This window comes from Streptomyces sp. NPDC127068, from assembly GCF_042724695.1.
Classification (GTDB): domain Bacteria; phylum Actinomycetota; class Actinomycetes; order Streptomycetales; family Streptomycetaceae; genus Streptomyces.
The window spans coordinates 60,850-81,486 of the sequence record NZ_JBHXEN010000039.1 but is presented as its reverse complement, the minus strand read 5'-3'; the positions used below and the strand labels follow the sequence as shown (position 1 = coordinate 81,486).

Below are 20,637 nucleotides of genomic sequence, written 5' to 3'. Positions count from 1 at the left end.
CGGGTGCGCTGATGTTTTGCGCAGTTCCCCGCGCCCCTATCGGGGCGCTCCTCGCCGTCGCAGAACCCGTCTAGGGGCGCGGGGAACTGCGCGGGCGACCACGACGCACCCGCACGGGAGCAGCGCACCGCCAGGTGGACGCCCCGACAGGGGCGCGGGGAACTGCGCGGGTGACCACCGCGCACCCTCAGGGGAACCGTCAGATCACGTCGACGAAGTCCGCAGCGGAAGTGACCGCGCCGGTGGTGCGTGAACCGGCGTAGACGTAACGGTAGTAGCCGTCCTCCGACGCGTTGACGCTCGTCTTGAGCTTGCCCTGGGCATCGGCCTGGACGGTCTTCACCGTGGTCCAGGTGTCCGTGCCCTTCTTGCGGTACTCAAGGTTCACCGCGCTGCTGGCGAAGCCACGGAACTTGTTGGCGTCCCAGTCGGCGCGGGTCAGGGAGCCGGTGACCGTGAGGACGTCCCCGGGCCCCGCCGGTTCCGGCGAGGCGTCCACGCTCAGCTTCGCCTCCCGCTTGAACGTCACGGTGGTGGCCTGCGGGTTCTGGGCCCCTCCACCGTCGCGGGCCTGGGCGACGGCGTACACGTCCCAGCGGCCCGCCAACTCGTTGGTGAGGTCGCGCCGGTCGTCGGGGTGGTTCGGGTCGGCGATGTTACGGGTGGCGCACGCGGCCGTGGTCGCGTTGACGTCCGTGCAGATCGGCTGCACACCGTACGGAACGAGCATCCGGTAGAGGCTGCCCGCATCGGCCCACCAGGCGAACCCCTGCCCGTAGGCGATGCCGGAGTCGTCGGTGGCGGTGAACGTGACGTCGAAGTTCTTGCGGGTGAGGCCGACCACGAGTTCCTGCCCGCCGTTCGCGGACACGTCGGTGATCTGCGGTTCGCCCGGCGCCGGAACGGCGGCGGGCCCGTCGTGGGCGTGCGCAGCCGGTACGGCCACGGCGGTCAGCGCCAGCGTGGCCGTGGTCAGTGCGAGTAAGGCGCGGCTTCTCATCGTTCTTCCCCTGTCGGTGCAGGCCACCGGGGACGTACGCCACCCCCCGCTCCGGGGCGTACGGCCGGGGCCGACGGTCGAGTCAGGGAGCCGGACGGCTCCATGTCCCAAGACCCCGCGGGGGACACGATGGTTGAGAGGTACAGGAGTGCAGGGGCGCGCGCAGGGCGCCACCCGGGGCGGGCGGAGTTCTCTCGAAGAGGGCCCGCCCCGGACAGCGCTCGGCTCACCCGACCGCGACGATCAGGTCAGATCTGATCAGGTCACGTCGACGGCGTCGGCCTTCGACGACGCGGAACCCGTCGTGGTCGAACCGCCGTACGTGAAGCGGTAGCTACCGTCGGCCGACGCCTTCGTCGTCGCCTCGACCTTGCCCCGACTGTCCGCGGACACCGTCTTGACGGTCGTCCACGCCTCGGCGCCCTTCTTCTTGAACTGGAGCTTCACCGACTGGCCGGCGAAGCCCGCGTACTTGCGGGTGTCCCAGTTCGCACGGGTCAGCGAACCCGCGACCGTCAGGGTCTTGCCCTTCTTGACCGGGTCCGGCGACGCCTTGGCCGTCGCCTTCGCCGCCCGCTTCACGAGGTGGGTCGTGACCTTGTGGTTCTCGGTCTTCTTCCCGGTCCGGTCCTCCGCGAAGACGAAGAGGTTCCAGCGACCCGCGTCCGCGTTCTGGAGGTTGTCCTCAGGCATCTCGGGCGGGGCGTCCGTGTCGGCGAGCACCTTGACGGTGCAGTGGGAGGTGGTCGCGTCGACCCGCTTGCACAGGCTCTCCGGGGTGAAGTCCTCCCCGGGAGCCAGCAGCTTGTCCGACCGGTAGGCATCGGGGCCACCACGCCACAGGGCGGCCACGCCCCCCTTGATCCCGTCGGGGTCCTGCAAGGTGAACTTGACCGTGAACGTCCGGTGGGAGACGCCCACCGTCACGTCCTTGCCCCCGTTCACGGAGACGTTGCTGATCTTCGGGCCGCTCGGCGCGGCAGCGACGGCCGATCCGGCGAGCCGGTAGTCGGCGTGGGCGGCCGGAACGGCCACGGCGGTGAGCGCCAGGGCACCAGTCGTCAGAGCGATTAAGGCACGAGCCTTCATGAGATGTTCCTGTCAGTGCGGGGCCGTCATCGCGACGAACGCACGCTGCCCCCCGGCAGTGTGAACTGTGCGGTCACGGAGGCCCAATGGTCGAAAAAGGCGGAGACGAGGCTCCGTAGGAACAGACATCCCAGGGGGCACATTGGTTGCACGCGCCCCTCCCGGATGCGCCGAAGCGCCGCCCAGGACGGGCAGAGGTCCCCCGAAGAGGCCCCGCCCCGGACAGCGCTCGGCTCACCCGATCGCGACGATCAGGTCAGGTCAGGTCACGTCGACGACGGCAGCCTTGGACGACGCGGAACCCGTCGTGGTCGAACCGCCGTACGTGAAGCGGTAGCTACCGTCAGCGGTCGCCTTGGCCTTCGCCTCGACCTTGCCCCGGCTGTTGGAGGAGACCGTCTTGACGGTCGTCCAGGTGTCGGTGCCCTTCTTCTTGTACTGGAGCTTCACCGACTGGCCGGCGAAGCCCGCGTACTTGTTGGTGTCCCAGTTCGCACGGGTCAGCGAACCCGCGACCGTCAGGGTCTTGCCCTTCTTGATCGGGTTCGGCGTCGCCTTGGCCGTCGCCGTCGCCGCACGCTTCACGTAGTGGGTCCCGTACCGCTGGTTCTCCGTCCCCTTTTCGCGCTTGTCCTCCGCGTAGACGGCGATGTTCCAGCGACCCGCGTTCGCGTTGTCGAGGTCACCCTCGGAGATCGGGGCCTTCGGGTCGGCGAGCACCTTGATCGTGCACGTGGAGGTCGTCGAGTCGACCCGCTTGCACAGGTTGTTCGGGTTCGTGTATTCCGCGATGGACAGCAGCTTCTCGGCCCGGTCGGCGTTGGGGCCGCCGCGCCACAGGGCCGCGATGCCGAAGGCGATCCCGTCGGAGTCCTTCGCGGTGAACTTGATGTTGAACGTCTTCTTGGAGACGCCCGCGATCACGACCTTGCCCCCGTTGACGGAGAGGTTGCTGATCTTCGGGCCGCCGGGGGCCGCAGCGGCGGACGCGGAGCTGAACGGCAGGGCCGACCCGGTGGGGCGGTCATCGGCGTGCGCCGCCGGAACGGCCACGGCGGTGAGCGCCAGGGCACCAGTCGTCAGAGCGACGAAGGCACGAGTTCGCATAGATGTTCCTGTCATTGTGGGGCCGTCATCGCGACGAACGCACGCTGCCCCCCGGCAGCTTGAACTGTGCGGTCACGGAGGCCCAAATGGTCTGAACAGCGGATCGGAGTCGAGACTCCGTGGATACAGACATCCCAGGGGGCGCATTGGTTGCACGCGCGCCCCCGAATACGCCGGAGCGCCGCCCGGGGCGGGCAGAGGTCCCCCGAAGAGGCCCCGCCCCGAACGGCACCCGACTCACCTCACCGCAGCAGTGAGCATCAACGAACGTCGACGAAGTCCCCGGTGGAGGTGGCGGAACCGGTGGAGGACGAACCGCCGTAGGTGAAGCGGTAGCTACCGTCGACCGACGCCTTGACCGAGGTCTTCACCTTGCCCCGGCTGTCCGCGGACACCGTCTTGACCGGCGTCCACCGGGTGGTGCCCTTCTTCTTGAACTGGAGCTTCACCGCGCTGCTCGCGAAGCCGCCGTACTTGTGGGTGTCCCAGCTGGCGCGGGTCAGGGTGCCGGTGATCGTGAGGGTCTTGCCCTTCTTGACCGGCTCCGGCGAGGCGTTGACCGTCGCCTTCGCCGCCCGCTTCACCAGCGCGGTCGCGGCCTTCATCTTCTGGGTCTCGTTCTCCTTGCTGTCCGCCACCAGGGCCATGAGGTTCCAGCGGCCCGTGTCCACGTTCTTGAGGTCACCCTCGGGGAACGAGGCCTTCGGGTGGGCGACCAGCTTGAAGGAGCACGTGGAGGTGGTGCTGTTGACCTTCTTACACGGGTGCTCCAGGCCCATGTCCGGGAACATCATCCGGTCAGGCACGTCCTCATTGGGGCCGCGCCACATGGCCGCGAGGGCGTTGGAGATGGCGGAGCCGTGCTTCACGGTGAACTTGACCGTGAACGTCTTCTTGGAGACGCCCACCACCACGTCCTTGCCGCCGTTCACCGAGACGTTGCTGATCTTCGGGGCGGCGGACCCGCCAGCGGCGTGCGCGGCCGGAACGGTCACGGCGGTGAGCGCGAGGGCGCCGGTCGTCAGAGCGACGAAGGCACGAGTTCTCATGCATGTTCCTGTCACTGTGGGCCCACGAACGCAGCGCACGCAGTTCCCGGTGAGCGAAGGGATCGGGGCGTGCGGCCACGGGGGCCGAAGAACTTGAGAGCGGAGTCAAAGACTCCAGCGGGGTAGACGCCCCGGCGCGCGCCATGGTTGTACGCGCCCTCTGGATACGCCGAAGCGCCGCCCGGGGCGGGCAGAGGTCCCCCGAAGGGTCCCGCCCCGAACAGCGCTCGGCTCCACTCCACCGCGACGGAACCCTCCGTCACGGGCCGCTCAACCCGCGTGGGCGAGCATCAACGAACGTCGATCTTGTCGGCGACGGAGGCCGCGTAACCCGTGGAGGTCGAACCGGCGTACTGGAAGCGGTAGTAACCGTCACTCGTCGCCGTCGTGGTCGCCTTCACCTTGCCGCGGCTGTCCGCGGACACCGTCTTCAGCGTCTTCCACTGGCTGGTGCCCAGCTTCTTGTACTGCAGGTTCACCGAACCGCTCGCGAAGCCGTTGTACTTGTTGTTGTCCCAGCTCGCACGTGTCAGCGAACCGGTGACCGTCACGGTCTTGCCCTTCTTGACCGGCTCCGGCGTCGCGTTGGCCGTGGCCTGCGCCGCTCGCTGGATCTTGACCGTCTTGTAGTTCTCCTTCAGCGCGACGGTGTCCCCGTTGCCGTCGACGGCCATGGCCCAGACCTTCCACTTGCCCGCGTCACCGTTCGACAGGTCGGGCTTGGGGTCGACCACGTAGGAGAACTTGCAGGTGGCGGTCGTCCGCGTGTACTTGCACGGGATGTCGCCCACTTCCTGGGGCTCCAGGAAGTTCGTGGCGGTCTCGGGGGTGCTGCCGCGCCACAGGATGGCGACGGCGGCGCCGACGCCACCCTTGTTGGAGGCGCTGACCTCGACGGTGAACTTCTTCTTGCCGAGGCCGATCGCGATGTTCTTGCCACCGTTGACGGTGACCTTCGTGATCTTGCCGGCGCCCGAGCTGTAGGCGGACGGGCCGGAGGTTCCCGGGAAGTCCAGTCCACCGTCCGCGGCCTGCGCGGACGGGACGGACAGGGCGGAAAGGGCCAGGGCGCCGGTGACCACGGCGACGGAGGCACGGATGCGCATGTGTTTTCCCCACTTGCTCAAAGGCCAGCGGTGCGGCGCACCACCCCCACATCACGGGGCGCACCGCCTCCCGGAGGCCCGGTCGGTCGCGGAGTCCGATGACTCCACCACCACAGACCGACCACACGGGAAAAGGTTGTAGTAATTCATGCATCTTTTTCCCGACAGGTGTCGGACACACGTGAGCGCCGCCGCGGTGCTCCCCGCCCCGAGCCGGAGCCCGGGGCGCACTGCGACGGCGCCCGGTGCCGCTAGGTCAGCGCACGTCCACGGCGTCGGCGGACGAGTTGCTCGCCGGAGTGGTCGAGGTTCCGGCGAAGCTGTAACGGTACGAACCGTCACGCTCGGCCTTGACCGTGGTCTTCAGGTTGCCACGGCTGTCCGACTTGATCGTCTTCACCGTGGTCCAGCTGGTGGTGCCCTTCTTCTTGAACTGGAGCTTCACCGGCTGGGCGGTGTAGCCCGCGTACTTGTTGGTGTCCCAGTTCGCGCGGGTCAGGGCACCGCCGATGGTCAGGGTCTTGCCCTTCTTGATCGGGTCCGGCGTCGCCTTGGCCGTCACCTTCGCCGCCCGCAGGACCTTGGCCGTCTTGAAGTTCTCCTCCGCCGCGATGAGACCGTCGTCATCGAGGTTCGCGGGGTCCGTGGGGCGGAAGGCCATGGCCAGGAACTTCCAGTTGCCGGCGTCCTTGTTGGCCAGGTCGGCCTTGGGGTCCGCCGAGAAGGTGAACTTGCAAGTGGCGCTGGTCGCCGTGTACTTGCACGGGTCGCTGGTGGGATCCTCGGGGCCCAGCATGGCGGTGGCGTTCTCCAGGGTGTTGCCGCGCCACAGGAAGCCGAGGGCGAATTCGACGCCCCTCTTGTCGGATGCGCTGATCTCGACGGCAAACTTCTTCTTGGTGGTGCCGACGGCGACGTCCTTGCCACCGTTGATGGTGACCTTGGTGATCTTGCCGGCGCCCGAGCTGTAAGCGGACGGCCCGGCGGACTTCGCGATGTCCAGGGCCTTCGGCAGGTCCACTCCGCCGTCCGCGGCCTGCGCGGACGGGATGGAGAGGGCGGAAAGGGCCAGAGCGCCGGTGACCACGGCGACAGAGGCACGGATGCGCATGTGTTTTCCCCACTTGCTCAAAGGCCAACGGTGCGGCGCACCAACCCCCCACATCACGGGGCGCACCGCCTCCCGGAGGCCCGGTCGGTCGCGGAGTCCGATGACTCCACCACCACAGACCCGCGCCCCGGGTGAATGGTTGTACGAGGAGGTGCGGCTGCTCGGCCCGCGGGCACCCCACAGACGCGGGCGCCGCCGCGGGTGCTCCCCGCCCCGAGCCGGGGCGGCGCCGCGACGGCGCCCGGTGTCACCGTGCCGAAGGGGAACCGTCCCTGCGGGGCGGGCCGATGCTTGCCCACGCCGCCGGATCGACCGCTCCGGGTCGGATCAGATCAGGTCACGTCCACGGCGTCGCCGGACGCGCTGACCGCCGGAGTCGTCGAGGTGCCGGCGAAGCTGTAACGGTACGAACCGTCGACATTGGCCTTGACCGTGGTCTTCAGGTTGCCACGGCTGTCCGACTTGACCGTCTTCACATCGGTGTAGGTCGCGGCGCCCTTCTTCTTGAACTGGAGCTTCACCGGCTGGGAGGTGTAACCCGCGTACTTGTACGTGTCCCAGTTGGCGCGGGTCAGGGCGCCGGTGATCGTGAGGGTCTTGCCCTTCTTGATCGGCTCCGGCGACGCGTTGGCCGTCAGCTTGGCCGCCCGCAGGATCTTGAAGCTCTTGATGTTGTCCTTTTCGAGGAAGTCGAAGCTGGGCTCCTGCGAGCTGATGAAGACCTCGGTGTTCCAGGTCCCGGCCTCGCTGTTGTCGATGTCGTAGTCCTGCGGGTTGACGTTGAACGTCGCGGTGCAGGAGGACTTGGTGGCGGAGGTTTCCTTGCAGTGGTTGTGCCCGAACTCCTCCGGCAGGAGGATGCCCATCGATCCCTTCCACGCCGTGATGTGCGGGTCGGGGTCGATGTTGTGGCTGTGGCTGGCGTCGAACGTGATCGTGAACTTCTTGTTGCCGGTCCCGATCGCGACGTCCTTGCCGCCGTTGACCTTGATGTTGCTGAGCTTGATCTGCTCGTCGGCCGGAGCGGCGTGCGCGGCCGGGACGGCCAGGCCGGTCAGGGCGAGTGCGCCGGTGGCCACGGCGGCGGATACGCGCTTGCGCATGGATTCCCCAGATGTTCAGGGGCTCCCGGGGCCTTTCGCGCCACCCCCCAATTCTGGGGCGCGGGGCCTTTCGGGAGCCCGACTTCGACTTGGTCTGCGGAGCCGGTCGGCTCAACTGACTACACACACCATGCCATTGAACGGTTGCAGTCGTCCACACTTTTTTCCCGTGTGAGCCGCGTTAACAAGAAAATATCGCCAGAGCCCCGGCGGGCGAATCAGCTCAAGACGGGGCGTAGCGGTCTAGTCGAACCAGCGGTCCCGCGCCAACTCGTCCGTCCGCGAGGGGTCCTCCAGCAGCGCGGCGACCTCGAACCGTCGCGGCCACTGGCCCGCCGCCCAGGCGAGACCCGCCGCCACGCCCTCCAGGGTCGCCGCGTGCACGGTCCCGTCCGCCGTGCGGCGCCAGTCGACCTCCGCACCCCCGACGGTCAGTTCCTCGTGCTCCGTGTACGTGGCCGGGGTCGCCGTGCCGAGCAGCGTACGGACCGACTCCGGCACCGTCCGCACCACCCCGTCGTCCGACACCCCGCCCTCGACCACCGCGCCCAACAGCCGTACCTGGAGCAGTTCGGCGAGCGCGGCGGCTCCGGCCGGGGGAACCGGCAGCAACGGCAACCCGGCGGCCAGCGGCAGCAGGTCCGGGGCGTCGGCGACGACCGCGTCCGCCGCGTCCACCACCGTCACCCGGCCGTCGACCACCGCGCGCAGCTCCTCCGGAAGGGTCACCTGCCCGGGGTCGAGCTCCGCCAACGCACGGTACAGGGCGTGCAACTGGGCGGCGGTGACGTCCCGTTCCGGGTCCGCCAGCCGGTCGAGGAGTTCGGCGGCGCCGCCCGGCTCGTCGAGCAGCGCGGTCACCGAGGTCCGCACCCCGAGGGCCCGCAGCACCTGGGCGTCCTCGAAGCCCGTCGCGTCGGCCGACTCGTAGAGACCGGCGAGCAGCGGGTCCGAACCGGCCGCGCGCAGTCCCGCCGGGCGCCGGCCCTCCAGCACCGGGTGCCCGCGCAGCCACCAGGCCGTGTACGGGCGGACGGACTCGGTGGTGCCGTCCGGCAGCAGGACGCGCACCGGCTGGGTGAGCGCGTCACGCAGCGGCGGGCGGGACAGCAGGGCGAGGGCCTGCGGCCAGCGGTCGTCGTCGACCAGGTCGAGGTCGCGCACCGCGACGAGTTCGGTGGCCACCGGCGGGACCGGGGTGTGCGGGAGCCGGTCGAGGACGTCCTCGCACCACACGTCGACCGCGTCCAGCAGACCCGCGTCGTCCGGCTCGGCGAAGTCCCCGTCACGGGGCTCCAACTCGTCCGGGTCGAGCACCACGTCGCCGGCCCGCACCAGGGCGAAGTCGGCGAGGACCCCGCAGGCGGTCAGCGGCTGCTCGCCCCACCGCTCGACGAGTTCCGCGTCGACCGCGGCCAGCTCGCCCTCCCGGATGACCTGGGCGAACGGACTGTCCGGCAGGACGAGTTCACCGGCCGGCGCCGGCTCGCCATCCTCGTCGGTGAGGGCCAGCGCCCCGAGCCACGGTTCGTCGCCCGGGGCCAGGTTGGCGTCCCGGACCAGCCCGAGTACCAGTTCGGCGAGTTGCTCCGCGCCCCACGGCGCGGCGGCCCCCGCACCGTCCGCGGGGCCGTCCAGCAGGTACGGGTCGTCCCACGCCTCGTCGTCCAGGGAGGCGGCGACCGCGGCCCTGACCTGCGGGGTGGTGAGCACGGCGCGCGGGGTCGCGGGCAGGGCGCCCAGCTTCTCCAACAGCGGGTGGGCGGCGTCGGGGTGGACCACCTTGAGGCCCAGCCGGGCCAGCGCGGCGGGCGTGTCCGGTCCCTCGACGGTGCCGGTGCCCTGACCGGGCGCGGGCAGCAGGATCTGCCGGGGCCCGATCGTCGTCCGGCCGTCCGCGAGCGGCACCGGGAGGCCCGTCAGCCGGTCCGGGTCGACCCCGGCGAGGCTGTCGTAGAGGCGCCACCACCACGCGGGGTCGCGTTCCAGGCCGGCCAGCCGGTCGACGGCGTCCGTGAGCGCCACCCGCGCCACCCCGAGGGTGCGCAGTTCCGCCCGGCGCTCCAGGCCGGCCGGGAGCAGCGTCGGCAGCACCTCGGCCAGCACCCGGACGGTGTCGGAACCGGCGCCCTCGACCAGCTCGGCGTCCCGGGGGCGCAGGGCGTGTCCGTCCTCCGGGGCCCGCTCCCCGTCGCCGCCCCACTCGTCCAGGGCGAGATCGGGGGCGGGGAGGGTCCGGGCGACCGGCGGCAGGAACGCGGTGCGGGGCAGCCGTTCCAGGATCGCGGCGCGCAGCGCCCCGTCGAGTTCTGCGCGGCCGAGCGGGCCGGGCACCAGGTCGATGACGCCGGGGCCCACCGGGCGCCAGGCGGCGAGGAGTTCCGCGTAGGCGTCGGCGGCGCGGGTGGTGAGGAAGTCCGTCAGCAGGCCCGGGGCGGTGTGACGGCGGGTCGGGTCCATCGGGAACGAGGCGATGAGCAGGGCCGGGATGCCGAGGGGCTCGTCGCTGGGGGTGGGCGCGTGGACCACCGGCGCGGTGCGGGGCGGGCGGGGGGCGCCCTCGTCGTCCACCGGGACGGCCCAGGTGACGGACCAGTGCGGGCGCAGTCGTTCCTCGACGGGGCGCCCGGTCAGCAGGGCGGGGGTCAGCGCGCCGTTGCGGCTGACGGTGCGCCAGCGGGTGGTGCCGTCACGGGAGTCCTCGATCACCGTGTACGGGGCCTCCGCGCGGCGGCTGAGGGTGCGGACCGTGCCGTCCGGGGTCTCCACGACGACCTCGGCCAGGCCGGGGAGGGTGAGCAGCAGGGCCGCGTCGACCCCGGCGAGCAGGCGTTCGGTGAGCTCGCGGGCGGCGGCGTCCCGCAGCGGCAGCAGGACCACCGTGTCGTACGGCTCGGGCGCGGTGCCCTCCGCCGGGAACGGCAGGCGCAGCAGCGGTACGTGGCCCTCGCGGCGGTGGAGTTCGTCGGCGAGGGTGCCGGGGGCGGTGTCGCCGGCGGCGGTGTCCTCGGTGAGGGCGCGGGCCTGGGCGAGGGACCAGCGGACGCCGCCGGTGCGGCTCAGCACGGCGGGTTCGTCGGTGACCGTGAGCACGGCGGCGAAGCCGACGCCGAAGCGGCCGACGGCGCCGGACGCGGGGGTGTCAGCGGGGGTGTCGCGCTTCGCGCTGGCCCGCAGGGTGGACAGCGAGAGGGCGCCCGCCTCGTCCAGGGGGGCGCCGGTGTTCGCGGCGGCGAGGGCGCCGTGCGGGGTGCCGTCGTCGTGGAGGGTGAGGCGGAGGCGGCCGGGGGCGCCGGTGCGGGCGGCGGCGTCGGCGGCGTTCTGGGCGAGTTCCACGACGAGGCGGTCGCGGTGGCCGCCGAGGGCGAGGTCTTCCTCCGCGTTGGCGTCCTCGCGGAAGCGGGTGGGCGTGGTGCGCCACGCGGTGAGGACCTCCTGGCGGAGGCGGGTCGTGCCGAAGGGGTCCGGGGCTCCGGGTCCCGGGGCGGCGGGGCTCGCGAACGGGGTCACGGGGGGCTCCTTGTCCTTGGTCCTTCGGCCCGCGGCCAGTGGCTCCGGGCGTGCGGGCCCGAACGTACCGTCTTCCCTGGGGCGGGGGGCCTCAGGGGGGTGCGGTGCGATTGCGCTGCGCTGTGCGCTGTGGTTGCTCGCGCAGTTCCCCGCGCCCCCTATCGGGGCGTCCTGGCGGGCCTGCGCTGTTCCCGTGCGGGTGCGCTGGTGTTTTGCGCAGTTCCCCGCGCCCCTGTCGGGGCGCTCCTCGCCGTCGCAGATCCCCACGAGGAACTACGCAAAGCCACACCGTGCCCCGATAGGGGCGCGAGGAACTGCGCGAGCAACCACGACGCACCCGCACGGGACAGGCCACGCCCGCCAGCGGATGCCCAAGGGGCGCGGGGAACTGCGCGAGCGACCAGGGCGCACCCGCACGGGACAGCGCACGCCCGGCGGAACGCACCCGAAGGGGGCGCGGGGAACCGCAGCGCACCCGGACGGAGCAGCGCGCCGCGCTACGCGTGGCCCGGGTCGTCCCCGGCGGGGTGGAGGGGGAACACCTCCACCATCGTCTCGTCCAGCACAGGCGTACCCACCCGGGTACTCCGCGGAACGACCGCCGCCTCGGAATGCGCCCCGCACCCGTACGCGAGGGACACCAGCCGCCCGTCCGCAGGAGCGAACTCGTTCGCACACACACCGAACGCCTGACCGAGCGCCCCGCCCAGCGGGGCGAGGAAACCACAGCTACCGCAGTTCGCGGGCGCGGCCTGCGCCATCGGCGTGGCCGAGCCGAACGCCAGGTCCCACCGCTCCGCGGCCTCCCGCAACCCGTACTGCGACAGCACCCGCGCCCGTCCGAGCCCCAGCTCCCGCGCGACCGAGGCGACGGCGGCCCGCGAGGGCGCCACCGGCACGGCGGGCGGCGGTCCGTCGACGCCGCCCGCGGCGCGGGCCGCTTCCTCGGCCGCCGCGAGTTCCTCCGCGTCCGTCGAGTGGACGGAGTTCGGCGCGGGTTCGTCCGCCCCGGTCCACCCACCGGCGAGCCGCGGGTCACCGGCCGCCCCGGGCGCCTCCTCGGCGGGGGCCTCCGGCTCGGTCCCGGCCGCTTCGGGGACCCCAGGCTCCAGCCGCCGGTCGTCGTCCTCCGTGGGCAGGAGGTCACCGGGGCCGAGGTCACCGGGGCGCAGCCGCTCGCTCCAGGGGAGCCATTCGGGTGCCAGCAGCGAGTCCGGGCCGGGCAGCAGCACCGTCTCGTCGATCGTCACGATCCGGGCGCGGGACGCGCGGGCCACCGTGACCGCCCAGCGCCAGCCCCGGTAGCCGGGGTCCTTGCACTCGAACAGGTGAGTGAGCACCCGGTCGCCCTCGACGACCGTCCCGACGTGCTCGCCGACCACTCCCGGCGCGGCGGCCTCCTCGGCGGCGGTGCGGGCGAGGTCGACCGCCTCGGCGCACTGACGGTCGGGGGTGCGGCTTCGCGTTGTCGCTGCGGTCACGGGTATCGCTTCTCTCCTACGCCGACTGACGGGTGCGCCCTCCTGTCGGGCGGCGGACCGGTTCCACCGAGAACGCGGACGGAGCGGACCTGTGGGCCGCGTCGACGTCCGCGCCCGGCCACCCGGGCGCACCTGTGTCATCCATTCTGCGTGATGAGCGAGAGGCGCGCGGCCAGGACCAATCACCGCAGGCGCGTAACGCACGCTACCCTCTCCGGCGGCCCGCGCCCACACCGGCGTACGGTGCGGCACGCGTTCGTTCCCGGGCCGAGACCTCCGTACGCCCCGCCCGGCCGCGCCGCGCACCGTCACGACCGCCTCGGGTACCCCCCGCCGAACAGGGCGACACGTGGGCCACGCCACGTCCGGTGGACGCCGTATCCGCACTACGCGCACCCTGTTGGGGGCACTATGACGGGGTGGCAGCAGCCAGGTCGTCCCGTGGTCCGGGCGAGCCCGGCCCCGTGCGACGGGCCGGCCGCGCGGTGGGTCGCGCGCTGCACCTCCCCTTCACGGGCACCGCCCGGGGCATCCGCAAGGCCACCCACGCGCACGGCGCCGGCGAGTCCGGGCTCGGCAAACTGATCGAACTGCACGCGGTGAACGGCGCGGGCGACGTGATGATCACCGTGGCGCTCGCCTCCACGGTCTTCTTCGCCGTCCCCACCGACGAGGCCCGCGGCCGGGTGGCCCTCTACCTGGCGATCACCATGGCCCCCTTCATCCTGCTCGCCCCGGTGATCGGCCCCCTCCTGGACCGGCTCCCGCACGGGCGGCGCGCGGCGATGGCGGGGGCGATGCTGGCCCGTGCGGTCCTCGCGCTGCTGCTGTCGGGGGCCGTCGTCACGGGCGGTCTGGAGCTGTATCCGGCGGCGCTGGGGGTGCTCGTCGCGTCGAAGGCGTACGGGGTGGTGCGCAGCGCCGTGGTGCCCCGGCTGCTGCCGCCGCACTTCTCGCTGGTGCGCGCCAACTCACGGGTCACCCTCGGCGGGCTGCTCGCCACCGGCATCGCCGCCCCGATCGGCGCGGGGCTCCAGCTCGTCGGCCCGCGCTGGCCGCTGTACGGGGCGTTCGTGCTGTTCGTCGCGGGCACGTTCCTGTCCTTCCGGATGCCGCCCAAGGTCGACTCGGCCAAGGGCGAGGCCCGGGCGCTGCTCACCGCGGACCCGGAGCCGCTGCGGGGCCCGTACCGCAAGGACCGCCGGCCGGGCCTGCGCACCGTCGGCCCCGCGGTGACGCACGCCCTGGCGGCGAACGCGTCCCTGCGGTGCCTGTCCGGGTTCCTCATCTTCTTCCTGGCGTTCCTGCTGCGCGAGCACCCGATGACGGGGCAGAGCGCCGCGGTGTCCCTGGGGATCGTGGGGGTCGCCGCGGGGGCGGGCAACGCGCTGGGCACCACGGTGGGGGCGTGGCTGCGGACCCGGGCTCCGGAGGTCATCATCGTCACGGTGATCGCGGGGGTGCTCACCATGGCGATCACGGCGGCCGTGTTCTTCGGCGCGGTGCTGGTGGCGTGTCTGGCGGCGGTCGCCGGCTTCGCCCAGGCGCTGTCGAAGCTGTCGCTGGACGCGTTGATCCAGCGGGACGTGCCCGAGTTCGTCCGCACCTCGGCGTTCGCCCGTTCGGAGACCCTGCTCCAGATGGCGTGGGTGGTGGGCGGCGCCATCGGGATCTGTCTGCCGCTGAACGGAACGCTGGGGCTCTTCGTCGCCGCCGGGATCGTCGCCGTGGGCTGGTTGTCGACGGCGCGGGGGCTGCTCGCCGCGGCCCGTCGGGGCGGTGCCGCCCGGCCCCGCGTCGCCTGATCCGGCTCCGCTGACCCCGTCGGCCCCACCAGCACCGGTACGGCGCGCCGTACCCGCGTCACACACGCGTACGGGTCGCCCGCTAGCCTTTCCGCCATGACGTCCCTGTCCGCGGCTGAGCCGCACCTGAAGTCAGCCCCGGTCGCCGAGCGCCCCCGTCGGTACCGCCGGGCCGTCGCCGTCACCGGCGTCGTCTGTGCCGGCCTGCTGGTCCTGTCGGCCTGCGAGAAGCCGACCGCCGTCGCCACCGTCACCGTCGGGGACGAGTCCGTGAACTCGGAGGCGGTCTGCTACCAGGACGGCAAGGCGATCAAGCCCGCCGAGGTGGCGGAGTGCCTCAAGGACAAGGACGTCGAGTCCATCACCGTCGACCCGGACGAGACCGTCCGCTTCGGCGTGGACGTGGGCATCGCCGACAAGGAGTGGACGGTCCTCCTGGACGGTCAGCGGCTGACCGACTACACCAAGAAGACGTACCTGGCCGTCCCCGGCAGCGTCTTCTTCAACGAGCAGTACGGCGCCAGCGGCGGCACCTCGACCACCGTGAGCATCGCCCAGGGCGGCGAGAACAAGGTGACCGGACTGTGGTCGTTCCGCCTCAAGAAGGCCGAGTGACGGCGTTCGTACGATGACCCGGCCCGTCCGCGTCCTGGTCGCCACCGCGGTACCCGCCGAGCGGGACGCGGTGGCCCTCGCGTTCCTGTCCGAGCAGCGCGAGGTCCGGGTGCCGGGCGCCGAACTGCGTCGGATCACCACCTCGGGCGCCCGCTGGGACCTGCTGGCCGCGGGCGTCGGCCCGGCCGCCGCCGCGACCGGCGCCGCCTCGGCCCTGACCGCCGCCGACCTCGACGGCGCCCCCTACGACCTGGTGGTGTCCGCCGGGATCGCGGGCGGTTTCGTCCCGCTGGCCCCGGTGGGCTCCCTGGTCGTCGCCGACGCGATCACCGTCGCGGACCTCGGGGCGCAGGGCGGCGACGACGATCCGGACGGCTTCCTGCCGGTGACCGCGCTGGGCTTCGGCACGGTCACCCACCTGCCGCCCGCGCACCTGGTCCGGGAGGCCGCCGCCGCGATCGGCTGCCCCGCGGGGACCGTGCTGACGGTGTCCACGGTCACCGGGTCCGCCGGCCGGGCCGCCGCCCTGCGCGCCCGGCACCCCGGGGCGCTGGCCGAGGCCATGGAGGGCTTCGGGGTCGCCGAGGCCGCCGCCGCGCACGGGCGTCCGGTCCTGGAGGTCCGCGCGGTCTCCAACCCGGTGGGCCCGCGGGACCGGGACGCCTGGCGGATCGGGGACGCGCTGGCCGCGCTGACGACGGCGTTCGGGAAATGCGCGCCGGCCCTGGAGCGTTGGGAACAGGCATGACGACCGGTATCACGAACCCCGCCGACCCGGCACCGACGGGATCGACGGGCCCCGTACCGCTGCGGATCGCCTACTCGCCCTGCCCCAACGACACCTTCGTCTTCGACGCCTGGGCGCACGGCAGGCTGCCGGACGCCCCGGCCCTGGACGTCACGTTCGCCGACATCGACGTCACCAACGGCATGGCCGAGCGCGGCGAGTCGGACGTGCTGAAGGTGTCGTACGCGGTGCTGCCGTGGGTGCTGGACGAGTACGCGCTGCTGCCGTGCGGCGGGGCGCTGGGCCGGGGTTGCGGTCCGCTGGTGCTGACCCGGGAACCGGGTACGGACCTCGCGGGGCGCACCGTCGCGGTACCGAGCGAGCGTTCGACGGCGTACCTGCTGTTCCGGCTCTGGGCGGCGGAGCAGGTGCCCGGCGGGGTGGGCGAGGTCGTGGTGATGCCGTTCGACCGGATCATGCCGGCGGTGCGGGACGGCGAGGTCGACGCGGGGCTCGTCATCCACGAGGCCCGTTTCACGTACCGGAACTACGGGCTGCACGCCGCGGTCGACCTGGGCGAGCACTGGGAGGCGACGACCGGGCTCCCGATCCCGCTCGGCGCGATCATCGCCAAGCGGGCGTTGGGCGGCACGGTGCTGCGCCGCCTCGCCGAGACGGCCCGGGCCTCCGTACGCGCCGCCTGGGACGACCCGTCGGCGTCCCGTGACTACGTCCTCGCGCACGCGCAGGAGATGGACCCGGCCGTCGCCGACCAGCACATCGGGCTGTACGTCAACGAGTTCACCGCCGACCTGGGGGACGAGGGGTACGCGGCGGTTCGGGCGCTGTTGACGCGTGCGGCGGCCGAGGGACTCGTACCGCCGCTCGGCCCGGACGCGCTGGCGTTCCCCTGACCGGAGTCGGCGGGAGCCGACCGGGCGTCGAGTGGGTCGGTCAGACGTCGAGTTGGTCGGCGACCGCCCGCAGCAGTCCGGCGATCTGGGCGCCGGACGCCTTGTCCGGGTAGCGCCCCTTCTCCAACATCGGGGTGATGTTCTCCAGCAGGGTGGTCAGGTCCTGCACGATCGAGGCCAGTTCGTCCGGCTTGCGGCGCTGGGCGGCGGCCACGGACGGCGTCGGGTCGAGGATCGTCACGGACAGGGCCTGATCGCCGCGTTGACCGGCCACGACACCGAACTCGACGCGCTGGCCCGGCTTGAGGGCGTCGACCCCGTCGGGCAGTACGGAGGAGTGGACGAAGACGTCGCCGCCGTCATCGCGGGAGAGGAAGCCGAAGCCCTTCTCGCTGTTGAACCACTTGACCTTGCCAGTCGGCAAAGTACACACCTACTTCCGCTCCACAAGGCCAACGTTTGGACCAGCCTACCGGGGCTCTCCCCATTCGATCACCCGAGAAAACAGCCAGAACCGCCACCTGATCGGGTAAGGGCTCGGGGGGCGTGAAGGGTTTCAGCCGTTGTCCGTCCGGCGGGCTTGCGGAATACCCGGTTCTCGGGATAGCCCGCCTTGTTCGCCCGTCCCGCGGACCACGCGCGGAACACCTCGGCTGCGTGCCGGGGGACCCGCTTCCTACACGGCGCGACCTCGAACACCGGGTGGGTCGGCGGCCGGGGGACCGGGCCGACGGAGCCGGCGCACGGAAGGGAATGGGGCGGGCCCTGCGCGCGGGGCGGAGGGGGAATGCGCCGGAGTGCGCTGCGACCGGGGACCGGGCCCGCATTCCGCTCAGTGGCCGGGTGCGGAGGAGTTGGCCGGTTCAGGCTGCCGCACCGCGGCTTCGGCGGGCGTCCGGAACACCCAGGTCCGGTAGGCCCAGAACCGGAACAGGCTCGCCATCGCCAGCCCGATGACGTTCTTCGCGAGGTTGTCGCTCAGTGCGGACGTGTGGCCCAGGCCGTAGTGGGAAACAGCCAGAACGCCGTTCTGAATTCCCGTTCCCACAAAGCTGAAAACAAAGAACAGGGTCACTTCACGGGTGCGCCGACCGTCGCTCTGGTCGCGGTACGTCCACTTCCGGTTTCCCAGGTAGTTGACGCAGATCGCCACCGCCGAAGCCATCACCCCGGACCGTACGGGCTGGAGTTCCAGGACGTGCAGGCAGAAATTGAAAACCGCTACGTCAACGATCCATCCGAAGGCCCCGACCGTACCAAATCGGATGATCTCGGCACCCAGCGAACCGAATCTCCGTCGGCGTCCGGATGGCGCGTTCCCCATCGTGCACAGCCTCCCCGTCGATTCGGTCGTGGGGAACGCATGCTAAGTGCTGCGCGGGCTTTGGGGGGGTTGGCGGGGCGCGCTGTCCCGCGGGGTGCGCTGCGGTCACCCGCGCAGTTCCTCGCGCCCCTATCGGTGCGTCCCGGCGGGTGTGCGTTGTCCCTGTGCAGGTGTGCGGTCGTTTTGCGCAGTTCCCCGCGCCCCTGTCGGGGCACGCCACCCCGTCAGAGATCCGCCCGTCCCCCGCCGGACAGCGCACGCCCAGCGGAACGCACCCCGATAGGGGCGCGGGGAACTGCGCGAAACCGGGACGCACCCCGCCGGACAGCGCACGCCGAGGGAGGCGTACCCAAGGGGCGCGGGGAACTGCGCGGGTAACCGCAGCGCACCCGCACAGGACAGCGCACGCCCGCCAGGGCGCACCCGAGGGGCGCGGGGAACTGCGCGGGTGACCGCAGCGCACCCGTAGAGAGCAGCGCACCCTCGGCAAGACGCACCCGCAGAGAGCAGCGCACCCCGTGGGGCCGCGGGGGGAACTACCCTGGTGGGGTGCGCGACGAAACCCCAGCGAATTCCACGGCACCCGGCGACGGACTGGTCCGCGCCGGTGCCATCGTCTTCTTCTTCGGCGCGGCGGCCACCTTGGTGACCGTCGCCCCCCTCTTCCTCGGGACGACCCCGTTCCCCACGTACATGTTCTGGCTGAGCATGCTCATGGGGGTCGGCTTCGCCATCGCGGGCGCCGGTGTGCTGCGCACCGTCGCCGCCCAGCGCAGTCAGGCCCGCGCCCACACCGCCGGCGCACCCCGCTAGCCCGGGCCGCCCGCCCCCGCCGGGACCAGGCCCGCCGTGACCGTCAGGACCGTCGCGCGTTGTTCGGCCTGGTAGGCCAGGAGGTTGCGGCGCAGCTCGCTCAGCTTGTCCTCGCGACCGTCGTCGGGGGCGTCCAGGACCCCGTGGAGCCCGACCAGGCCGAGGGCGGCGTTCGCCGCGGTGAACAGGGGCAGCAGCGCGAGGTCGTCGTCCGACAGGGGGCGCACCGTCCGGTAGCCGGTGACGAAGGCGTCCAGCCGCTCCGCGTGCCGGGCCGAGCCCGCCTCGCCGGCGGTGGTGAGGTCCCGTACCGCGGAGGCGATGTCGGCGGCGTACCAGGAGCGGGCCGCCTCGTCGAAGTCGAAGGCCGTGGCCCGGTCGCCCCGCCAGGCGAGGTTGTCCAACTCGAAGTCACCGTGGACGACCCCGTACCGCGCCGGGTCGCGGGGCAGTTCCGCGAGGTGGGCGCAGAGCGTCTCCACGGCCCCGACGAGCGCGGTGTCGTCCCCGAACAGCTCGCCGGCCCGCGGCAGCGCGGCGTGGAAGTCGGGCAGCCCGCCGCCGAGGTCGACGGATCTGTCGTGCACCTCGGCGAGCAGGGCGCCCCAACACCGGGCCCGGTCCCGGCTGAGGTCGTCGGCCTCGGTCTCCTCCCCGGGGGCGGCCGGCACGCACATCGCCCGCACGGTGCCCGTCGGCGTCTCGACGGTGGCCACCCGTTCCCCGGACGTCGTCCGCAGCGGGCGCACCACGGCGGTCCCCCGGTCGGCGAGCCGGTCCATCAGCTCCGCCACGCCCTCCAGTCGGTCGAACGCCCGGGAGGAGGCGGGGACGAACCGCAGATAGGCGCGGAGTCCGGTGCCCGGCATCTCGGGAACCACGAAGACGTGGGAGGCGCTGGAGCGCCACCACTTCGCGGCCCCCGGCTCGCACCCCCAGTGGTGCGCCACCGCGTCGGCGACCGGGCTGCACCAGGTGTCGTCGTCCACGGCGTGGGCCATGTCGTTGATCTCTACGAGAGGCATCATGGATGCCATCAGCCCATGGCGCGACGGCCCCGAGCAATCGTTTTTTGCGCGCCCCCGCGGTGCCCCCACGGCGCTCCCCCGGCGCCCCCTACCCGCGCCCCCCGCGGGTCCGCGCGCCGTCAGCCGTGGTCGGCGAGCCAGGCGGGGAAGGCGGTGAGGTCCGCGAGGACGGCGTCCGCGCCGGCGTCCCGCAGCTCCGCCGCCGAGCAGGGGCCAGTGGCGACCCCGACCGACACCGCGCCCGCCGCCCGGGCCCCCCGCACGTCCCCGACGTGGTCGCCCACGTACACCGCGGCGCCGTGCTCCCGCAGGGCCCGGGCCTTGCCCTCGGCCCACAGGTCCCCGATCACCGCGTCGGCGTCGATCCCCAGGTGGCGCAGGTGGAGCACCGCGTTCGGCTCCCACTTCGCGGTGACGACCACCGCCCGGCCGCCCGCCGCGCGCACCGCGTCGACGGCCGCCCGCGCCCCGTGCATGGCCAGGGTCGGTTCGATGGCCCACTGCGGGTACATCGCCCGGTAGCGGTCGGCGATCTCCGGGACCCGCGGTGCCGGGAACCAGTTCGCCAGTTCCTCGACGAGCGGCGGCCCCAGTCGGCTGACGACGAGCGCGGTGTCGATGGCGACGCCGGTCTCCGCGGCGAGGGCGTCGTAACACGCCTTGATGCCGGGCCGGGAGTCGATCAGGGTCATGTCGAGGTCGAATCCGACGACGAGCGGGGCGCCGTCCACCGGGTCGCCGGTCGTGGCCGATTCGGGTCGTCCGGGGTGTCGCGTCGCGGAAGTCACGCACTCCATTGTGCCCGGCCGGGCGACCGGGACGGCGCCGGCGGCGAACCGGGCGGGCGGGCCGACC

General features: G+C 72.4%; 18 protein-coding genes. 5 read left to right on the top strand and 13 right to left on the bottom strand.

Going from position 1 to position 20,637, the window contains the following annotated elements; all coding sequences use genetic code 11:
- Positions 1–199 precede the first annotated feature (199 nt).
- The 9 genes from ACFWIA_RS23870 to ACFWIA_RS23830 form a co-directional block, all read right to left on the bottom strand.
- Positions 200–1,000, bottom strand: a complete 801-nt coding sequence (locus ACFWIA_RS23870) for a calcium-binding protein (protein WP_387008295.1) — start codon at positions 998–1,000, stop codon at positions 200–202.
- Between the two features lie 258 nt (positions 1,001–1,258).
- The gene (locus ACFWIA_RS23865; protein WP_387008293.1) at positions 1,259–2,089 is read right to left on the bottom strand and encodes a calcium-binding protein; all 831 of its coding nucleotides are present in this window, start codon (positions 2,087–2,089) and stop codon (positions 1,259–1,261) included.
- Between the two features lie 261 nt (positions 2,090–2,350).
- Positions 2,351–3,196 (bottom strand): calcium-binding protein, encoded by an 846-nt coding sequence (locus ACFWIA_RS23860; protein WP_387008291.1) that lies wholly within the window; start codon positions 3,194–3,196, stop codon positions 2,351–2,353.
- A 260-nt stretch (positions 3,197–3,456) separates the two neighbouring features.
- Positions 3,457–4,245, bottom strand: a complete 789-nt coding sequence (locus tag ACFWIA_RS23855) for a calcium-binding protein (RefSeq protein ID WP_387008289.1) — start codon at positions 4,243–4,245, stop codon at positions 3,457–3,459.
- A gap of 290 nt (positions 4,246–4,535) precedes the next feature.
- Positions 4,536–5,351, bottom strand: a complete 816-nt coding sequence (locus ACFWIA_RS23850) for a calcium-binding protein (RefSeq protein WP_387008287.1) — start codon at positions 5,349–5,351, stop codon at positions 4,536–4,538.
- A 256-nt stretch (positions 5,352–5,607) separates the two neighbouring features.
- The gene (locus ACFWIA_RS23845; RefSeq protein ID WP_387008285.1) at positions 5,608–6,462 is read right to left on the bottom strand and encodes a calcium-binding protein; all 855 of its coding nucleotides are present in this window, start codon (positions 6,460–6,462) and stop codon (positions 5,608–5,610) included.
- Between the two features lie 332 nt (positions 6,463–6,794).
- Positions 6,795–7,565, bottom strand: coding sequence for a calcium-binding protein (locus ACFWIA_RS23840; RefSeq protein WP_387008283.1), 771 nt, complete (start codon positions 7,563–7,565; stop codon positions 6,795–6,797).
- 243 nt (positions 7,566–7,808) lie between these two features.
- Positions 7,809–11,075 (bottom strand): sacsin N-terminal ATP-binding-like domain-containing protein, encoded by a 3,267-nt coding sequence (locus ACFWIA_RS23835; protein WP_387008281.1) that lies wholly within the window; start codon positions 11,073–11,075, stop codon positions 7,809–7,811.
- Between the two features lie 497 nt (positions 11,076–11,572).
- Positions 11,573–12,556 (bottom strand): DUF3027 domain-containing protein, encoded by a 984-nt coding sequence (locus ACFWIA_RS23830; RefSeq protein WP_387008279.1) that lies wholly within the window; start codon positions 12,554–12,556, stop codon positions 11,573–11,575.
- Between the two features lie 419 nt (positions 12,557–12,975).
- Between ACFWIA_RS23830 and ACFWIA_RS23825 the strand changes: the two genes are divergently transcribed.
- The 4 genes from ACFWIA_RS23825 (at position 12,976) to ACFWIA_RS23810 (ending at position 16,617) form a co-directional block, all read left to right on the top strand.
- Positions 12,976–14,361, top strand: coding sequence for an MFS transporter (locus tag ACFWIA_RS23825; RefSeq protein ID WP_387008277.1), 1,386 nt, complete (start codon positions 12,976–12,978; stop codon positions 14,359–14,361).
- Between the two features lie 96 nt (positions 14,362–14,457).
- Positions 14,458–14,976 (top strand): DUF2771 domain-containing protein, encoded by a 519-nt coding sequence (locus ACFWIA_RS23820; protein ID WP_387008275.1) that lies wholly within the window; start codon positions 14,458–14,460, stop codon positions 14,974–14,976.
- 13 nt (positions 14,977–14,989) lie between these two features.
- Positions 14,990–15,724: a futalosine hydrolase gene (locus ACFWIA_RS23815; RefSeq protein WP_387008273.1), complete on the top strand. Its 735-nt coding sequence runs from the start codon at positions 14,990–14,992 to the stop codon at positions 15,722–15,724.
- Positions 15,721–16,617: a 1,4-dihydroxy-6-naphthoate synthase gene (locus ACFWIA_RS23810; protein ID WP_387008271.1), complete on the top strand. Its 897-nt coding sequence runs from the start codon at positions 15,721–15,723 to the stop codon at positions 16,615–16,617. Before ACFWIA_RS23815 ends, ACFWIA_RS23810 begins: the two co-directional genes overlap by 4 nt.
- Positions 16,618–16,657: 40 nt before the next feature.
- Here ACFWIA_RS23810 and ACFWIA_RS23805 read toward each other — a convergent pair whose 3' ends face one another.
- The gene (locus ACFWIA_RS23805; RefSeq protein WP_385489543.1) at positions 16,658–17,041 is read right to left on the bottom strand and encodes a cold-shock protein; all 384 of its coding nucleotides are present in this window, start codon (positions 17,039–17,041) and stop codon (positions 16,658–16,660) included.
- Positions 17,042–17,449: 408 nt separating this feature from the next.
- Positions 17,450–17,941, bottom strand: a complete 492-nt coding sequence (locus tag ACFWIA_RS23800; protein WP_387008269.1) for a GtrA family protein — start codon at positions 17,939–17,941, stop codon at positions 17,450–17,452.
- Between the two features lie 549 nt (positions 17,942–18,490).
- Between ACFWIA_RS23800 and ACFWIA_RS23795 the strand changes: the two genes are divergently transcribed.
- A complete protein-coding gene (locus ACFWIA_RS23795; RefSeq protein WP_387008268.1) occupies positions 18,491–18,754 on the top strand; it encodes a hypothetical protein in 264 nt (87 codons plus the stop codon).
- On the opposite strand, the gene ACFWIA_RS23790 is transcribed toward ACFWIA_RS23795, so the two are convergent.
- Together ACFWIA_RS23790 and ACFWIA_RS23785 are read right to left on the bottom strand one after the other, a co-directional pair.
- Positions 18,751–19,782: a phosphotransferase enzyme family protein gene (locus ACFWIA_RS23790; protein ID WP_387008266.1), complete on the bottom strand. Its 1,032-nt coding sequence runs from the start codon at positions 19,780–19,782 to the stop codon at positions 18,751–18,753. The genes ACFWIA_RS23795 and ACFWIA_RS23790 overlap by 4 nt on opposite strands.
- A gap of 119 nt (positions 19,783–19,901) precedes the next feature.
- Positions 19,902–20,579, bottom strand: coding sequence for an HAD family hydrolase (locus tag ACFWIA_RS23785; protein WP_387008305.1), 678 nt, complete (start codon positions 20,577–20,579; stop codon positions 19,902–19,904).
- Between the last annotated feature and the right edge of the window lie 58 nt (positions 20,580–20,637).